The 16,444-nt window shown below is 43.8% G+C and carries 17 protein-coding genes, 5 tRNA genes and 1 riboswitch; of the genes, 15 read left to right on the plus strand and 7 right to left on the minus strand.

What is annotated here, in order from left to right; genetic code table 11:
- The first annotated feature begins 27 nt into the window (after positions 1-27).
- The 6 genes from LKE40_03780 (at position 28) to LKE40_03805 (ending at position 1,302) form a co-directional block, all read left to right on the plus strand.
- Positions 28-183, plus strand: coding sequence for a hypothetical protein (locus tag LKE40_03780; GenBank protein ID MCH3916586.1), 156 nt, complete (start codon positions 28-30; stop codon positions 181-183).
- A 653-nt stretch (positions 184-836) separates the two neighbouring features.
- Positions 837-908 (plus strand) — tRNA-His (locus tag LKE40_03785).
- A gap of 14 nt (positions 909-922) precedes the next feature.
- A tRNA-Arg gene (locus LKE40_03790) sits at positions 923-996 on the plus strand.
- Positions 997-1,013: 17 nt separating this feature from the next.
- Positions 1,014-1,086, plus strand: a tRNA-Lys gene (locus tag LKE40_03795).
- 16 nt (positions 1,087-1,102) lie between these two features.
- A tRNA-Leu gene (locus tag LKE40_03800) sits at positions 1,103-1,184 on the plus strand.
- A gap of 46 nt (positions 1,185-1,230) precedes the next feature.
- A tRNA-Gly gene (locus tag LKE40_03805) sits at positions 1,231-1,302 on the plus strand.
- A gap of 580 nt (positions 1,303-1,882) precedes the next feature.
- Here LKE40_03805 and tnpA read toward each other — a convergent pair.
- From tnpA to LKE40_03825, 4 genes are all read right to left on the minus strand, one after another.
- On the minus strand, positions 1,883-2,251 hold the full coding sequence (gene tnpA, locus LKE40_03810; protein MCH3916587.1) for an IS200/IS605 family transposase: 369 nt from the start codon (positions 2,249-2,251) through the stop codon (positions 1,883-1,885).
- 331 nt (positions 2,252-2,582) lie between these two features.
- A complete protein-coding gene (locus tag LKE40_03815) occupies positions 2,583-2,828 on the minus strand; it encodes a hypothetical protein (protein MCH3916588.1) in 246 nt (81 codons plus the stop codon).
- 171 nt (positions 2,829-2,999) lie between these two features.
- A complete protein-coding gene (locus LKE40_03820) occupies positions 3,000-3,197 on the minus strand; it encodes a hypothetical protein (GenBank protein ID MCH3916589.1) in 198 nt (65 codons plus the stop codon).
- A 140-nt stretch (positions 3,198-3,337) separates the two neighbouring features.
- A complete protein-coding gene (locus LKE40_03825; protein ID MCH3916590.1) occupies positions 3,338-3,844 on the minus strand; it encodes a hypothetical protein in 507 nt (168 codons plus the stop codon).
- Positions 3,845-4,376: 532 nt separating this feature from the next.
- Positions 4,377-4,558: riboswitch (cobalamin riboswitch) on the plus strand.
- A gap of 255 nt (positions 4,559-4,813) precedes the next feature.
- Here LKE40_03825 and LKE40_03830 point away from each other — a divergent pair.
- From LKE40_03830 to LKE40_03855, 6 genes are read left to right on the plus strand one after another with little or no spacing between them, the layout of a single operon-like run.
- On the plus strand, positions 4,814-5,023 hold the full coding sequence (locus LKE40_03830) for a Plug domain-containing protein (protein MCH3916591.1): 210 nt from the start codon (positions 4,814-4,816) through the stop codon (positions 5,021-5,023).
- 53 nt (positions 5,024-5,076) lie between these two features.
- On the plus strand, positions 5,077-6,579 hold the full coding sequence (locus LKE40_03835; protein ID MCH3916592.1) for a TonB-dependent receptor: 1,503 nt from the start codon (positions 5,077-5,079) through the stop codon (positions 6,577-6,579).
- Between the two features lie 2 nt (positions 6,580-6,581).
- Positions 6,582-7,001 carry a MotA/TolQ/ExbB proton channel family protein gene (locus LKE40_03840; protein MCH3916593.1) on the plus strand — a complete coding sequence of 140 codons (420 nt, stop codon included), beginning with the start codon at positions 6,582-6,584 and terminating at the stop codon, positions 6,999-7,001.
- Entirely contained in the window at positions 6,977-7,318 is a 342-nt protein-coding gene (locus LKE40_03845; protein ID MCH3916594.1) for a biopolymer transporter ExbD, read from the plus strand. Before LKE40_03840 ends, LKE40_03845 begins: the two co-directional genes overlap by 25 nt.
- Positions 7,315-7,671 (plus strand): biopolymer transporter ExbD, encoded by a 357-nt coding sequence (locus tag LKE40_03850; protein ID MCH3916595.1) that lies wholly within the window; start codon positions 7,315-7,317, stop codon positions 7,669-7,671. Before LKE40_03845 ends, LKE40_03850 begins: the two co-directional genes overlap by 4 nt.
- Complete coding sequence (locus LKE40_03855) at positions 7,668-8,663, plus strand: TonB family protein (GenBank protein ID MCH3916596.1); 996 nt, start codon at positions 7,668-7,670, stop codon at positions 8,661-8,663. Before LKE40_03850 ends, LKE40_03855 begins: the two co-directional genes overlap by 4 nt.
- Position 8,664: 1 nt before the next feature.
- Here the strand turns inward: LKE40_03855 and LKE40_03860 are convergent, their stop codons facing one another.
- The 3 genes from LKE40_03860 to LKE40_03870 all read right to left on the minus strand — a co-directional run bounded on the left by LKE40_03860 (position 8,665) and on the right by LKE40_03870 (position 12,324).
- Positions 8,665-9,531 (minus strand): AraC family transcriptional regulator, encoded by an 867-nt coding sequence (locus LKE40_03860; protein ID MCH3916597.1) that lies wholly within the window; start codon positions 9,529-9,531, stop codon positions 8,665-8,667.
- 283 nt (positions 9,532-9,814) lie between these two features.
- Positions 9,815-10,975 (minus strand): MFS transporter, encoded by a 1,161-nt coding sequence (locus LKE40_03865; protein ID MCH3916598.1) that lies wholly within the window; start codon positions 10,973-10,975, stop codon positions 9,815-9,817.
- A gap of 143 nt (positions 10,976-11,118) precedes the next feature.
- Positions 11,119-12,324, minus strand: a complete 1,206-nt coding sequence (locus LKE40_03870) for an aminopeptidase (GenBank protein MCH3916599.1) — start codon at positions 12,322-12,324, stop codon at positions 11,119-11,121.
- 313 nt (positions 12,325-12,637) lie between these two features.
- On the opposite strand from LKE40_03870, the gene LKE40_03875 reads away from it, so the two are divergent.
- From LKE40_03875 to LKE40_03885, 3 genes are all read left to right on the plus strand, one after another.
- The gene (locus tag LKE40_03875) at positions 12,638-13,621 is read left to right on the plus strand and encodes a LacI family transcriptional regulator (protein ID MCH3916600.1); all 984 of its coding nucleotides are present in this window, start codon (positions 12,638-12,640) and stop codon (positions 13,619-13,621) included.
- 98 nt (positions 13,622-13,719) lie between these two features.
- Positions 13,720-15,390, plus strand: coding sequence for an ABC transporter ATP-binding protein/permease (locus tag LKE40_03880; protein MCH3916601.1), 1,671 nt, complete (start codon positions 13,720-13,722; stop codon positions 15,388-15,390).
- Positions 15,344-16,441, plus strand: coding sequence for an ABC transporter ATP-binding protein (locus tag LKE40_03885; GenBank protein ID MCH3916602.1), 1,098 nt, complete (start codon positions 15,344-15,346; stop codon positions 16,439-16,441). The genes LKE40_03880 and LKE40_03885 overlap by 47 nt, the downstream gene beginning before the upstream one ends.
- Positions 16,442-16,444 lie beyond the last annotated feature (3 nt).

Genomic DNA, 16,444 nt, shown 5'->3' on the forward strand with positions numbered 1-16,444 from the left:
AAAGAATTGTTTTTCCCAAAAAAAAAGATGTCGGTGTACCTGTCCTTTGCCGTACGGGGCGGGGCTGTCCTCCCGGCACCATGGCATGCCGGTGCAGCCTTTCCCTCAGTTTCTCCCTCTCCTTTCCCTTCCGGGCACAGGCCGGGAATCCTGCTGAGGAAACTGCATATTTATGCACACTGACCCATCAGCTTCGAGTTTTGCAAAAACCTCTACAAATCAATGTTTTATTTGAATGGATTTTTTTTAAATTGATGCCTCATGGTAATCCTACCTACACAAGGATCAATTAATGGTAAAAAATACCAATATGCGTCTATTATACCAACAGTTTCCATGTTTACATTCAGTACAAGAAAGTTGAAAATACCACAAAGGAAAACGGCTGGACCAATAAAAGGACCAGACTATATGGAATCTACGGACAACTCTTTTCAATCCCCTACATCTGTCAGTCCAACAGCTCTAGGTTTGCTACAATAGCCCTTGTCCATATTCTCCTTTATGGCTCAAACAGAATAAAAAGAAAATGTGGGTATACTTTTCTTTTTTAGTTCTTGAAAGATCTATTTTCAAAGTAATATTATCTACATTGGAAACCACATGAAATTCTATGACAGTACAAGGATTACATATGGACCAGTAGCCTGCAAGTAAGTCAGTTTTCCTACTCATATTAATACTATATGCAGAGTGCAGAAAAAATTAGTTACGTATACAAGGAATTGTCCGAAATTTTGATAGAGAAGTATTGACAAAAATATAGCATTTGTGGCATTGTATGCCACGTCGAGCCGCGATGGGGTCCTAGATTGACTACTGAAGGCTTTATAATGGTGGAAGTAGTTCAATGGTAGAGCGCCAGATTGTGGATCTGGTTGTTGAGGGTTCGAGCCCCTTCTTCCACCCTTGCTTTTTACGAGCGTCCGTAGCTCAGTTGGATAGAGCGCCGGACTTCGAATCCGTAGGTCGAAGGTTCGAATCCTTCTGGGCGCGATGTTTTTTTACAAATTGGGCTGCTAGCTCAGCTGGTAGAGCAACAGACTCTTAATCTGTGGGTCAAAGGTTCGATCCCTTTGCAGCTCATTCCCATCAGCGCACCGCGAGAGTGGTGAAATTGGCAGACACGCCAGATTTAGGTTCTGGTGCCGCAAGGTGTAGGGGTTCAAGTCCCCTCTCTCGCATAAGGACATTGGAACTTAGAGGCGGAGTTGTGCAGCTGATAATATTGCGAAAGTAGCTCAGTGGTAGAGCTCCACCTTGCCAAGGTGGATGTCGCGGGTTCAAGTCCCGTCTTTCGCTCTTAGACAACTGATTGCAGGTTAAGCGATCAGTTGTTTTTTATCATTGGAAACTTCAAAATGAACATTGACAGTATCAATTCAAATCAATCGGACTGCAACGAGAAAACACTATTCGGTACTGACTGGAATTACGATGAACTAAGCACTCAATGCAAAAGACGCATTTTCTCTTCTATATCAAAGAATTACCCTTGGTTATTATCTACATCAGAAAGAAATGCTGTATTGCACTGAAAAAAAATGAAAAATATGCAAGAAGAAAATGAGCGGAAAGAAATATAAATTTCCACAGTCCTTGTCACTTATTTGTTATTTGTACAGGAAGTATAGCCACCAATAAAGATACGCTTTGTCTGGCTATTAGTTCTGGAAACTTGCAATAACAATTAGATATCCTAACAGTGCAAACTTCACAGCCATTGCATACCCTAATCGTAGACAAATCAGCACCACCCCTAGAAGGGGTGGTTTGATCTGAGGCTATAAGCCTCTTCCTCCGACTCGCGCCTCAAGACGCCGGGCATTCACTCCGCTCATCGCCCCCGGTGCCCCTACCGCGCGCTGCCGCTCCAAGCGGCTTACTTATTCTTACCCAACGGATCCTCGTACTCCTTCACGCTCAGCCGGTCCTGGGCTATGTCCTTCAGCTCCTGCTCGCGGATGTACTTCCTTACCTTCGCCCCGTTCAGCCCCACCGTGCCCACCTGGTAGCCTGTCACCCAGAAGTGCCGGTTCCCGAACTTGTACTTCAGGTTCGCATGCCGGTCGAACATCAGGTGCCCCTCAAGGATCTCCACGCCCTTGTGGTCACACAGCTGCCTGAGTATCTCCCCCAGGCTCCTCCGATATTGATTGTAGATTACCTTTCGCCTATACTTGGGTGCAAATACTATATGGTACCTGCACAGCCACTTGGTATGCGCAAGGCTGTCGCTTCTTTCTGCCATCATTTCCTCCGTATGGTCTTTGCTTTCGAGTGAACGACGAAATCTCAGACCGTGCGGAGTTTTCTTTTCAAGCGTGCAACGCCCTTGCCTTCCACCCGCATAGCGGGTGGTTTTCTGTAGCGCCCGTTACACGGCCACTACAGGCTAAAGCCAAGAAAAAAGGGATCCGGACTTTTTGCCGGATCCTTTTGATAGTCCAAATTAAACTAACTCACGTTCTTGCGCATTGCTTCCGCTCACGGATAAGTCAGTGCCATCGAATGTTACGGTTATTGTCTCATTGCTACCGTTGACTATATGGTCATTTGCAGGCAATGCTTTCTTTCAAGTCTTACCGTACGACAATAGCAGTCACCTTTGAATCAATGGAGCCATCTCCGACAATCGTCGGTGTCGTTTTCCCGTTCACCCAGTAACAGGTTTGTTCAATTGTTCCATTGTCCTGATATCCAGCCACACATACCGACTTCGTTGCCTTTTCGGGTTCCGTTGAACACCCAATACCCAGCAATACACATGCGAGCACGGCAACCAGCATCGTTCCTCTCATCCACGTCTTTTTCCTACTGTCTTTCATTGCTATTTCCCTTTTTGAATGTTTCTTAAAAAATCAGATTGATTTTATTTGGTTCAGACAATATGAAGTTGACCCCCTTTGCTTGCAAGTTGACCAACTGTCATAAAATCAATAAAAATACTTTCTTTCTTGTTGTTATTGCGACGCAAATCGTACTGTATAAGCCACGTATCAAATGGCAACAATTCCAGAAGTTTGAGAAATATAAGAAGAATTACTGTCAACAATCGTCGGTGTCTTGCTACCGTTCTTCCAATAACAGGCCTCAAAACCAGTAGTACTGATCTGCTGTACGCCGGCTATATACACATCCCCATCAGCTGTTATTGCAATTGCATCCGCCTCAGAATCACAAGAGGTATCACACAAATCTATTTTGGTTCTTTTTTTCCATACACAGGCTTGAGTTTCATCTTCACCTAAATCGATATTTCCAATTATGTATATATCCCCTGAATCAGCAATCGCAATATCCTTTGCTGAAGAATCAACAGAAGACAGATATTGGGCTATGCCATTATTTTCCCAATAGCAGGCCTCATAAAACCTACTGTTCTCATCATTGTATACACACTGGCAACCTCCCACATATATGAGGAATTCTTTATGGCAATATTGCTTGCATAAGACGCATAGGAATAATCCTTCTGGAGGATATCCGGTGTACCATCATACCAATAGCAAGCTTTGTCATTACGTCCTTCTTTCTTATATCCCACAGCATGGACATGCCCACCATTCAGCAAGATTGCATTTGCCCCGGAGTCATCAGTGCTAGTGTCCAAACTTTTTTCCTTACCATTCTTCCATATACAGGCATGAGAAATAGAATTATCAGCAGCGTCAGCGATATCACCGGCTATATAGATATCAGTACCATCAATTGCAATATCAGTAGTTGTTGAATCATCAGCATCCAGACTTGCAAACGTACCCTCCTTCCAATAGAAGGTCTGAGAAGTCATATAATCTGCAGAAGCTTGTGTTATGCCAAGACATACAGGATCACTTTTCACTTCCTGATCCGATGAGCAACCGGTCAATAGCCATATGCATGTAGACATACAAAAAAATACAAGTATAAAGAACTGTTTGCTTTTTCCCTTTTCCATTGCCCCCCTAAAACATTGATATAAAAGATCAGGTCCTTGCAAATATCCTCAAATCTTGTTTTTCCAATGCCACAAGGTTTGCAACAGTTTCAAGTAAATGAAAATAAGGATACTACGCAAGCATAAGTCAGTACGGTACAGATTTTAATTTACCGTTACAAGTTCTGTAGAGGGAAATACAAGCAAATAGTAAGTTCCCTTTGTCAGAAATCGAATAATGTCGTAAAATAATTTAAGTCCGTAGAATTTTTTCGTAATTATCATGTACAAGGATCACATGATGCTGGCTTAGGTAATGGTAAAAGACATACCTACGACAACAAATATCTTCTGTCTTACGTCAGAAACCTTAGAAACTAACAAAACAAGCAATATAAATACTTGCCTAACAAGTCGATACTTGTAAAATTATTCTACTTTCACTTGACCAAGTTCTTTCCCCATTCTAACATTGTAACAATGGATTTTGAAAAAACGGAACGGAGTGAAAATCCCCGACGGTCCCGCCACTGTAAGCGATGACGAAAGCAGAAACACCATTGTCCGATTAGGATGAGAAGGTCTGTAAGTAGGCATAAGTCGTAAGTCAGGAGACGCTTTCAATTCCATCAATACTCCAGAGGTATAAAGCAATCTCATGACTGTCTCTGAAGTATCAGCTTATCCATCGGAGGCCGCATATGCAGAAGCGTGGAATCTTCTCGTTGGCTCTGTTGGTCTTGGTTGCCATACCATCTGTGGCAGCCGCACAGGACTACACAGATATCGGAACTGCCTATGAGCTTGTCGTCAGCGACAAGGCACTTTCGCAGGCAGAAAAAAACAGTGCTTCAACGGTAACCGTCATTACCAGGAAGCAAATTGAAAGCTACAATGCAGAGAACAACTGCAGAATTGGTCAACAAGGCAATAGGAACGACATTCAATTCCTATGGAGCCTTGGGATCCTTGCAGAACGTACAGATCAGGGGCATCGGATCATCAAAGGTTTCTGTATACCTTGACGGAGCCCCCTCTATCTACTGCCTACCAGAGAACAGTAGATCTTTCTTCCATTCCGGTGAGCATCATCGATCACATTGAAATCATCAAAAGCGGTACCGGTAACCTAGGAAAGGACCAATGCCATCGGTGGCATGGTCAATATCATCACGAAGAAAGGTACAAAGACAGAAAAGCCACTTACAGTTTCACTTGAAAACGGATCATATCTTCCTCTTTCCTATGATGGAGGCAAGCATGCATGGAGAGCTTTGGTAGACAGCCAGAAGCTTGACCTTTCCTATGTCAACTCCATCAATGGACTGAACATTGCGGCAAATGCAGGCGGTATCATTGCCCAGAATGACTATACCTATGAAAACAGCGGCACGACCTATCTCCGGGACAACGCAGGCATGTACAACCTCCATGGAGGCCTCAACCTCAGCGGAACTGTCGCAGAAGGACTTGAAATATCTTCCAATAACATGGCATCCTACCAGAATTTGGGAGTACCAGGTCCTCTCACATCTTTAACACCAGACAATTATCAACATACATTGTTGCTGTCAACGGCCAATACAATAAGGAAAGATTTTAACCAAGGGCCATTGACAAAGCTTACTGGCAATTTTGATTTCACCTACAATAGTCTTTTTTATCACAATACAAAATCATGGGACGGAACCACCTACATAACCAAGGACAGTACACATAACTACAGCAAAGGAACACTCCAATCAGAACAGACTTGGAACTTAGGTGAAGATTATGCACTTACTTCAGGAATCTCTGCTTCCATTGACTATATAGACAGTACTGAGGTCGGTACCCACACCAGGATAGCTCCTTCTCTCTATGCAGATGGCAGCATCTATCTGATGGATGGTACCGTATCCGTCCATCCGTGTCTCAATGTCACCTATCTCAGTGACCTTAGTGAAGTGGCACCGAATGCTTCCCTTGGCATCATCTATAATCTGTCGGATGAAACAGCATTGAAAGCCACGGTTGATTATGCAGAGAATCCTCCTACGTTCAGCGATCTGTACTGGCCAGACAGCGATGGTATGAAAGGCAACACAGACTTAATCCCTGAAAAAGGAATAAGCGGAGAAGCCGGACTCTCATGGAAAAATGGGACAATTTCCTATGAAGGAACAGGATTTGCCAGGAATATGTACGATGCAATCAACTGGAGTTATAATTCCTCATCTTCTTATTACTCACCTGACAACATTGACCACAGCATGTACTTCGGTACCGAGCAATCTGTTAAAATTGCTATCATAGATAGATTGGAACTTAATCTCAGCTATCAGTATAACAAGAGCTTTGACCTGTCTGATGGGCAGACATTATCGGATGATGTTGAAGTATCTGGCATCAGGAAACATACCGCAAAGGCTTCCTTGCAGTATACAAAAGACAAGTATACTGCATCCATTGACGGTGAATATTTAGGGAAAACCACAGGATACTATGGATCAACCATTGATTCAGTTTTCCTGATGAACCTCAGCATCAACGTACAGCTTACCGATGATCTCAAGACCTATGTAGCTGTGGACAACCTCTTGAACGCTTCATATCAGCTGTCAAGTGGCTATCCGATGCCAGGAACAAAGATCCGTGTCGGCGGTAATTGGAAATATTAGAGATGAAGCACACAACACTGTTTGCATTACTTCAGAAAGGAGGAGCGGTCATGTGGCCGCTCTATGCCTTTTTTATTCTGACTGTCATCATTGTAGTAGAAAGAGCAATCTCCTTTACTTTGCTTGCAAGACGAAAGGAACAATTGCCAAGAAAAAAACTGGAAGCCCCTCTTTCCGTCCTTGATATGATCGCAATGGTAAGTCCTGTCCTTGGATTCCTCGGCACCGTCACAGGAATGATCAACGCATTCCGGGCAGTATCGGAAGCTTCAAGCGTCAACCTGCAGATAGTTGCCTCAGGTTTGTACGAAGCTCTTTTTACTACTGCTTTCGGCCTGATCATCTCGATTATTGCAACAGTTTCAGGATTCTTTCTGGATATGGCTGTGGACAAACTATGCGAAGACGAAGACACGACTTAGTCCAGCCAACCGATATCGCATTCCTGCTTATCATCTTCTTCCTTCTGCTTGCAGGTTCAAATATAAGTAGAAGCATCGACTTGAAGACAGGTATGTCTACGACAGCCCAGACCAGACAAGTTGAGCTTACCTTGCATGCAGACGGTACCTTGTCTACCGGTGAAGGTCAGATTACGGAGGCTCAACTAGAATCAGAACTAACTCCTCAGGACACCCTCCATATTTTCATTGAGCCAGAGACTACTTGGCAAAAAGTCGTTGACATACTTTCTATTGCAGAAAAAACAAAAGGAGTTTCATTGGAGGAACTTCCATGAGAAGGAAACGACATACCCCGCAAGCAGCCATGACAGACATAGCCTTCATTTTATTGCTATTCTTCTTAATCATTTCCATCACTACTACATTGCTTCCTATTTCTTTAAAAGAAGCAACGGCAACAGAAACCACAGCTACAGAACAAAAAGGGCCTGTCATCGTCATCGGGAAAGGCGGAGACATTTATCAGGACAATATACAGATTACAAGAGGCCAGCTTCCTAGCACTGCTGAAGAAGTATCTGTTGTCGCAGACCGAGATACTCCTTTCTCAGCTATTGCACCAGTCATCAAGAAACTCCAACAAAATGGTACGAAACACTTGCATTGCATAGTTGAGGAGGAAAAATGAAACCTCTGCATACGATTATCCTTGCCTGTGCCGTTACGGTGACACTTATCCTTGTCTTGTTCATTCCATTACCGGTCCATGAGATAGCAGTTGCTCCCTCAACCGGTGCTACCATAAGTCTGACAAACAGCGTAGCAAGCAATGCCTCATCTGCAGAACAACCCACAGAAGAACAACCCACAGAAGAACAACCTACAGAGGAACAACCTACAGAGGAACAACCTACAGAGGAACAACCTACAGAAGAGCAGCCTACAGAAGAGCAGCCTACAGAAGAGCAGCCTACAGAAGAGCAGCCTACAGAAGAGCAGCCTACAGAAGAGCAGCCTACAGAAGAGCAGCCTACAGAAGAGCAGCCTACAGAAGAGCAGCCTACAGAAGAGCAGCCTACAGAAGAACAACCTGCAGAAGAACAACCTGCAGAAGAGCAACCTGCAGAAGAGCAACCTGCAGAAGAACAGCAACCTGCAGAAGAGCAACCCTCAAAGCAACAGCCTGCGGAACAGCAACAGAATAAACAAATTGAAACCAATGACATCAAAAATCAAGATAAAAAAGAAAAGACATCAGTAAACAGCAGCACTGAAGAAAAAGACAAGCAACCACCTCTACCTACTACTCCAGCAGTATCTGCAATTACAACCCAAGCTGCTTCAGTAGAAAGCAAACAAGAAAAACAGACAATGATAAACGGTTACAACGAACTGTCTGCAGTCGATACCGGACCTACATTTGACCGTCAGGAACTAGCAAGACGAATTTCCTATCCAGCATTGGCAAAAAGAAGAGGAAAAGAAGGAACAGTACTGCTTCGGCTCTATGTCTCCGATTCGGGACTTGTAGAGAAAGTGTCTACAGTACAAGACCCTGGATTCGGACTTGCCGAAGCAGCACGAAAAGCTTTCCTAGGCTTCAAGGGCCAGCCAGCCTTGATCGACGGCAAGACCGTTCCTGTTACCTTGGTATATCCAATAAAATTTTCTTTGAAATAAATCAGAATACAGTCTTATTTTTCTTCTGTACCGGTACCAAGATCTCAAATGCATTTGTCTTCTCACCCCATGCCGTATAACGTTCAATATCGAGGGAATCAGCAAACTCATAACCTGACAGGGGAAGCCATTCTCCCATTATACGTTTGTAAGCCTCATGGATTGTCTGAGGCATTGGACCGCTTCCAGGGAAAATTGCCCAAGTCTGGGAAGGTACTGACATTTTCGCCAATCCTTGCGGAACTGGTCCACTGCAGGCCACTGCAATATCATACTCCGCAGAACCTTCGGCCGTTTCCCTGCAAATACCCAGTAAGCCTGTCGGATCCTCATGGATAAGTCCTATCAATTTCTTCAATACACCATTTTCCTCAATCGTATCCCAAAATCCTGGGATACAGGCATAGAATTCATCGGAACTTTTCTTTCCTGTAAAAGAAATGCCCACAATTTCAAATGCCGGTCTTGTTTCAATACGATAATCCATCTCATGTGCTCCTTGTATGTTCATGGTAAATTTGATCGGGAGATACGCCTTCAATAACGCACTCTCATGTTTTGATGCAGAAGGAGCGATGCCATGTATGCTACGGAATGCCCGGTTGAACGCTGTCGGTGATTCATATCCATATCGCAAGGCAACATCTATCACCTTTCCGCCTTCTTTCAAATCGAAGGCAGCTTTCGTAAGCCGCCGTCTGCGTATGTACTCGGAAAGGGATACATCTGCAATATAGGCAAACATACGAAGAAAATGATAAGTGGAACAGCCGGCAATGTTCGCAGCCTTATCATAGGATATTTCGCCATCCAGATGCGATTCAATATAATCGACGGCCTCATTTAACCTTACAATCCATGCCTTCATGGTCACCACCCTCCTGAACACATACAAGTATGCACATGGACATTGTAGTTTTCCTCTCTATCATTGCACGATTCTGCGAGTAAAGAAAGCAATAAGAAAGCCTTACAATAATACTCAGAAGATAAATCAGATATAATATTTTATATATAACTATATCTTAATACATATTTATACTTAATATATCATATCATAATAGTATTTGATTTTATCAAAACAATATATGCAGGACACGGTTTTCAGCCAATCACAATCCAATCCCCCACCATTTCAGCAATCGGGCCTTCTAAGTTTCCTCAAACCGAGGCTGCTGGAAACGCTTGAAAAAGATGATTACCAACAAGGCGGCAATGGCAGCGGGAATACAGAAAAGCAAGAAGAATGTCCTGTAACCGAAATGCTGAATGACTATTCCGCCTACCATGTCACCGATCATGGTCGGAAGTCCTGACCCGAAGGATTGGCACAGGGATACACCTGCTGCCTGATGGGATTTGCTGACCCACTTTGCAACAAACATGATTGTCGCCGGCATATAGAATCCATAGCTCAGGCATTGGGTACATTGTCCCAAGATAACTCCTGTCATCGAAGGAACCAAGGCATAGAGCAACAATCTGACGACAGTAGCAAGAGCACTGATCATCAGCATGGTGACCGGAGCCACATCCTTTTTCGACATAAGATAACCAGAAAGTACCATACCGAAGATTTCAGTCGTCGCAGCAAGGCTGTTCATCAGCGTAATCTGATCATTCTGGAGCTTATCAACCATATACAAGGAAAGATAACCGCTTGCAGACAACCCCAGCCGAGACAATGCCATGATCACCAAACCGAAATAAAATACACTGTTGCACCATTTCTTTCTCGGATTCGGTACGCCTTTCATCTTCTTTTGCTTCGGACGAATCTCATCCCTTTTTGCAATAAGCAAAGGAACAAAGAAGAGTATCGCCCCGATAAAGATGAACATAAAGATATCATGGTTGTCATCTACATACGGACGTTTCAGAGCCGTCCACAAAAGGCCAAAAAGGATATAGCCGACCGTACCATAGATCCTGACACGACTATATCTGTATGTATCGCCTTCAACCTGCCGCATCGTCGAGACATCCAAGAGGGAAAGCAAGGATTTATAAGTAAAGCCACCCACGCCGATAGCCAGCAATATGATGAAAGTTCCCGGCAGATAATCAATGGCAAAGAAAGCAACGACCATTATGACCGTGCATAAAAGCATGACAATCTTAAGCCGCCCTGTCTTGTCAACCAAGGAGCCTGTCACAATGGGACCGATGATGCCGGCACACTCAAAAAGGGCAAGCAAAACACCAATCTGTGCATAGATAAATCCAGAATTCCTGAGCATGATCTGCAGATACGGCTGGATGATGCTCGAAGATGCCTGGACAAAAAAATACATCGCGCAAAGTGTAGCCATGTCGCGCATTCTAGCGACAATGACAAAACAATTCCAGTAGCAAAGACACTGCCTGATTCAAAAAAAAACAACCCAGTTTCCCGCTGTTTGCCTCACTGGACAAACAAGCATGGAACTGAGCATAAAAGCAGGAACAACACAACTTAGATTTGTTGTATGAAGTGCCCTTTTTCCATAATCATGACATGTTTTCCCGTAGCCGTCACAGCCTCAATATCCAGATCCTGGGAACCGACCATAAAGTCGACATGTACGGAAGACTTATTGCCATTCTTCGTAGCAAAATCCGCATCTCCAAGATTCCTGAAGCAAGGGAAGCCTGTACCGATAGCCATATGGCAAGAAGCATTTTCATCATAGAGAATTGAAGAAAAAAGCCTTTTTGCCTTGGCGATGGGACTGTCTTCATCGACAAGGGCAATTTCACCTATTCGGGAAGATCCTTCATCGACAGACAAAAGTCTTTCAATGGCCTCTGCACCCTTTTTAGCAGAGAAAGTCACGACTTTGCCATCCTTGAATGTAAACCTGACGTTTTCAGTCATTATACCGTATACGGGAACAGGCTTCGTGGACGTGACATAGCCGTTGCATCGGGTCTTGTCGGGCGTACAGAACACCTCAGCCGTAGGGAAATTCGGATAGAACCGACGTCCGTCAGGAAGCATCCCAGGTCCTCCCATCCACATGGCATCAGTATGTAGACCTACAGTCAGGTCGCAAGTACTGCTTGTATAGTGCAGATGGTCCATACCCAGCGAATTCAGATAAGCACACCTTTTATCAAAGATTACGGTTTCCTTATCCCATGCCGCACAGGGGTCATCTGTATCTAGCCTAAGAATCGGCATCAGCAATTGCCAAAGTTCTTCTTCAGTCGCGCCCTTGCCGAGGACTTCCTCAGCCCAGGACGGACTTGGAACACAGATGATACACCATGCATGTCTGTCATAGTCAAGGTTGTCATGCCATTCCTTGGAAACGGCTCTGATAGCTTTCTGTCTTGCCACGCTTTTGGATACCTCACATCCTTCCATAAAATGATTGACTGTATCTATACTCAGAATGGCCCAGTCATTTTTATCGAGGTCAGCATATCTTGCCTCAAGATAATCCGGAATCTTTGCAAACTCTTTTTCACTCTGGATGTCCATCCGCACCCGAAGCAACTGGTCATCCCTGATGGAAAAATCAACTTGAAGAGCTCCCTTCGCGTAGGCCCTGGAGGCAACCAACCTCGCAAAGTCATAGTCTTGCGGAGCACACGTAATGAAAAGCGATTGACCCCTTTTCAAGGCCAGCCCCCTGGTCAGCACAAGGTCCGCATATTTTTCTTGTACATTGTTCATGGAAAGAAGTATCTGCCAAAGCAGAGAACAATGCAACCCGTAAGTTCGGACACCCAACAATACCAAATTCAAGTCAACAGGTTCTCATAAACCTTCTTTCAAGCTCAAAGAAGAAAATAAGAATTCTACCAAGCAATCTGATAAAATAAAAATCAATAAAATAAGTTCATTGCTAAACTAGAGAAATTCATAACTAAAGTTAATATTAACGTTAATTAACGATAATTTATTGGTATATAATCTTATTAAATCTATCGATATTTTCTAGACAATATTAACGTTATGCAATACACTTCACTTAAAGGCAAGACAAATGAAAACAAAGATGGCTGATATCGCACAGGCACTTGGTATATCTACAATCTCCGTCAGCAGAGCCCTTGCAGGTCAGGAAGGTGTCAGTGACAAACTGAAGAAAAAGGTCCTGCTCAAAGCCAGTGAAATGGGCTACTGCAGATCAAGAAATCAAAAAGACTATAAAATCCTCTTGCTTCACCAAAAACCCTTCGTACAAGACAACAGCAATTACAGTTCCATGATCCAAGGAATGGAAAAAGAATTGCAGATGGCTGGGTTTGAATACGACATGGAATTTGTAGATAAAGCAACCCAAGCAAAATCGGCTCCCCCACAAAAGATAACAAGGGGTTCCCGTTACGACGGTTTCATATTCATCGGCCATTTCAACAATACATACATCAATCTGGTCACCCAAGGTTTACGGAATTGCGTGCTCTATACAGGTTATGCCCCTTCTGCTGACTGTGACAGCATCTGGTACAGCTTCAGCAACAGCGGGTACCTTCAATGCAAGTATCTGCTCGACAAAGGGCATAGACGGATAGGTTATATAGGCAACTCCAACGGCTATGCTAGCAAAGAAAAGATTCTTGGTATCGTCACAGCACTGGAAGAGCATAGCCTTCCAGTGGACCAGGAGCTTTTTGTCTATGGCAAAGACACTGCAGAGCAGCAGATGGTTGAACTCATCCAGAAAGGAAAAGGGCCCACGGCTATTATTTGTCAATGGGATTACACAGCCATCAGGCTAATCCAATATCTTTTCGAGCAGGACATACATATTCCGGACGATGTGTCCGTAGTAGGTTATGGGAATACCGAGATGTCATCGTTCTGCATCCCGGCCCTTACTACAATGGGACTGCATATTGACTTTGCCTGCAAAACATCGGTTTCCCTCCTCAGGAAAAGACTTGACGAACCGAACAAGCCTGCAGAACATATCCTGATTGACAGTTCATTCATCGAACGGAATTCGGTACGGCCCCTGAAGTGACAAGACAATCATGCAACAAAGCAACACCAACGGGTGAAAGAATCTTGCTGCGTTTTATCAAAGAACACAAGATTTCTTATATTGCCGGCATAGTGTTCATGCTGTTTTCATCCTATGTTCAGACACTTTTCCCAAAAGTCTTAGGAAACACGGCTGATATCCTAGGTGAAAAAGGCTTCAATCCTGCTGTAGTCTATACAAACCTTTATTATATCCTTCTGATTGCAATCGGCACCTTCGCTTTTACCTACCTATGGAGAAACCTTGTCATTGGCAATGCACGGAAACTTGAGTGCCAACTCAGGGAAAAGCTCTTTGAGCATTTTCAGCAACTTTCCCCCGAATTCTATACCCAGGAAAAAACAGGTGACCTGATTGCCTATGCAATCAACGATATCAACGCAGTACGCAGGACCCTTGGTCCCGCTGCATCCATGTCAATCAACGGCATAGTCGTATGCATATTGTCAATCTACTCCATGGCAAACACAATAGATTGGCGCCTTACGTTGCTCTCACTTCTTCCCATGCCCCTGATCGTCTACATCATGTATGTCATCGGAAAAGCTGTCAAACGGAGATTCAAGAAAGTCCAGGAAACTTTTGCGTCAATCTCAGACCGTGTCAATGAAAACATCAACGGTATCCGCGTCATCAAGTCCTACGTCCAAGAAAGCAAGGAGGTGGAAAACTTCAGCAAGCTGAATGACCGGATGGTAGAGGCAAACATGGATATGGTCCGTGTATCCGCGTCCCTTTCTCCACTGATTGAACTTTGCTTTACGATGAGTTTCGTGATGAATCTGATTTATGGAGGCAACATGGTCCTCAAAGGTATGATTTCCTTGGGAGATTTCGTTGCTTTCAATGGTTACCTTGCAATGATACTGGCACCGGTGCTGTCCATAGGCAAGGTCATTACCATTTTCCAAAGAGGTTTTGCATCTCTTGACAGGCTCAATGGAATACTAGATATCAAGCCACAGATCGAGGACAACGGTACGGTCAAAACTTTCCCGTCTTCAGGTTCAGTAAAAATCCAAGATCTTTCCTTTACCTATCCAGGGACACAAAAGAAGACTTTGGATGATATAAACATAGAGATTCCTGAAGGCCATACATTGGGAATCATCGGGAAAACGGGTTCAGGGAAAAGCACGTTGGCCAATTTGCTATTGAAAACATTCAATGTAGAAGACAACAAGATTTTTATCGGAGACACAGACATCAATGAGCTCAAGCTGAATACACTGCGAGGTGGTTTCGGATATGTCCCTCAAGACAATTTTTTATTCAAGGCATCTATCATTGACAATATAAGTTTCTTTGAGGCTACTTATAGTGATACAGATATCGAAGAAGCCGCTAAGCACAGTTGCATCTATCAGGATATCATCATGATGCCCGACGGGTTTGAGACAAAAGTAGGAGAACGCGGAGTCAATCTCTCCGGTGGTCAGAAACAACGCATTTCAATTGCAAGGGCACTGGTACGTAATCCCGAGATACTTATCCTTGATGATGCCCTCTCGGCAGTAGATACCGTCACGGAAACCAAAATCCTCCACAATCTTCAGGAAGTAAGAAAAGGCAAGACGACGATTGTCATTGCAAGCAGAATTTCCACGATCATGGAAGCCGACGAAATCATCGTTTTTGACAAGGGGCGTATCTGCGAAAGAGGAACCCATGAACAATTGCTGGGAAAAGGAGGCCTTTACCGTGAAATCTACGACTACCAGTTCAGCAATGAAACCTACCTCTCATAAAGTCCATGGACTTTCAAGGCTTCTCAGACTGAACCGTCCTCATCTGAAGAAGATCATTCCTGCAGCAATCTGTGCACTTTTGGTAAATGGGGCACTGCTTGCAAAACCTTATATTTTGAAAATCGTAATTGATGATTTTCTCACGAAACATGTGGTCCAACGCGGATTTTATTCGCTGACAGCAATGGGAATCCTTTACTTTGTCATAGTTGCGTGCAGTGGCATCTTCAGCATTGTCCAGACAAACCTGATCAATAGAGCTGGCCAGGAAATCATGCATAACCTACGCAATCAGGTTTTCAAGACAATCCAGCTTCTTCCACTCCGTTATCTGGACAAGGTCTCCTCCGGTGACCTTATCACCAGGGCCACCAATGACGTAGAAGCATTGAGCGAATTATATACGGACGTGTTGATAGGTCTTTTCAAAGATATATTGCTGGTCATAGGCATCGTTGGAGCAATGCTGGTCATGGATGTGCGGCTTGCGCTTGTCTCTCTTTCCGTACTCCCTGCAATGTTCATGATCATCTTCCTGCTAAGGAAAAAAATAAAGCAGAATTTCAGAAAGATGAAAACTCTCATCGGCAAAATCAACGGTCTCATGGCAGAAAACATAGCAGGTATGAAACTCATACAGATATTCCATGGAGAACGTGAAAAGAAAACTGCCTTTGTGAAATTGAACGATGCCTATTACAAGTCAACTTCCTATCAAGTCTGGATGAACAGTTTTCTCAAGCCGGCAACCATCGTATTTGAAAATCTGGCAGTTGCTCTTCTGATTTGGTATGGAATGGGAAGAATAGCCAACCAGACACTCCAGATCGGCATCCTTTATGCTTTTACTTCTTACATCAAACAGTTTCTCTCCCCTATTTCCGATCTTGCCGACAATTATACCAACATTCAATCGGCTCTCGTTTCCGCCGACAGGATTTTTGAGTTGCTGGATCAGAAAAACAACCTTGAAAACCTTACCAAGGGTACTCCCATAGCTCGTCTGAGTGGAAACATTGAATTCAAGCATGTCTGGTTTCTCTTACAATGACAA

The organism is Spirochaetia bacterium (assembly GCA_022482625.1).
Lineage (GTDB): Bacteria > Spirochaetota > Spirochaetia > Sphaerochaetales > Sphaerochaetaceae > Pleomorphochaeta.

Bases quoted from the DNA above. Each gene is read 5' to 3' on its own strand.
- LKE40_03875 (MCH3916600.1), top strand. From the start codon at position 12,638: ATGAAAACAAAGATGGCTGATATCGCACAGGCACTTGGTATATCTACA.
- LKE40_03815 (MCH3916588.1), bottom strand. From the start codon at position 2,828: ATGAAAGACAGTAGGAAAAAGACGTGGATGAGAGGAACGATGCTGGTT.
- LKE40_03860 (MCH3916597.1), bottom strand. From the start codon at position 9,531: ATGAAGGCATGGATTGTAAGGTTAAATGAGGCCGTCGATTATATTGAA.
- LKE40_03850 (MCH3916595.1), top strand. From the start codon at position 7,315: ATGAGAAGGAAACGACATACCCCGCAAGCAGCCATGACAGACATAGCC.
- LKE40_03840 (MCH3916593.1), top strand. From the start codon at position 6,582: ATGAAGCACACAACACTGTTTGCATTACTTCAGAAAGGAGGAGCGGTC.
- LKE40_03880 (MCH3916601.1), top strand. From the start codon at position 13,720: ATGCTGTTTTCATCCTATGTTCAGACACTTTTCCCAAAAGTCTTAGGA.
- LKE40_03830 (MCH3916591.1), top strand. From the start codon at position 4,814: ATGCAGAGAACAACTGCAGAATTGGTCAACAAGGCAATAGGAACGACA.
- LKE40_03835 (MCH3916592.1), top strand. From the start codon at position 5,077: ATGGTCAATATCATCACGAAGAAAGGTACAAAGACAGAAAAGCCACTT.
- LKE40_03845 (MCH3916594.1), top strand. From the start codon at position 6,977: ATGCGAAGACGAAGACACGACTTAGTCCAGCCAACCGATATCGCATTC.
- LKE40_03855 (MCH3916596.1), top strand. From the start codon at position 7,668: ATGAAACCTCTGCATACGATTATCCTTGCCTGTGCCGTTACGGTGACA.
- LKE40_03780 (MCH3916586.1), top strand. From the start codon at position 28: ATGTCGGTGTACCTGTCCTTTGCCGTACGGGGCGGGGCTGTCCTCCCG.
- LKE40_03870 (MCH3916599.1), bottom strand. From the start codon at position 12,324: ATGAACAATGTACAAGAAAAATATGCGGACCTTGTGCTGACCAGGGGG.
- LKE40_03865 (MCH3916598.1), bottom strand. From the start codon at position 10,975: ATGGCTACACTTTGCGCGATGTATTTTTTTGTCCAGGCATCTTCGAGC.
- tnpA (MCH3916587.1), bottom strand. From the start codon at position 2,251: ATGGCAGAAAGAAGCGACAGCCTTGCGCATACCAAGTGGCTGTGCAGG.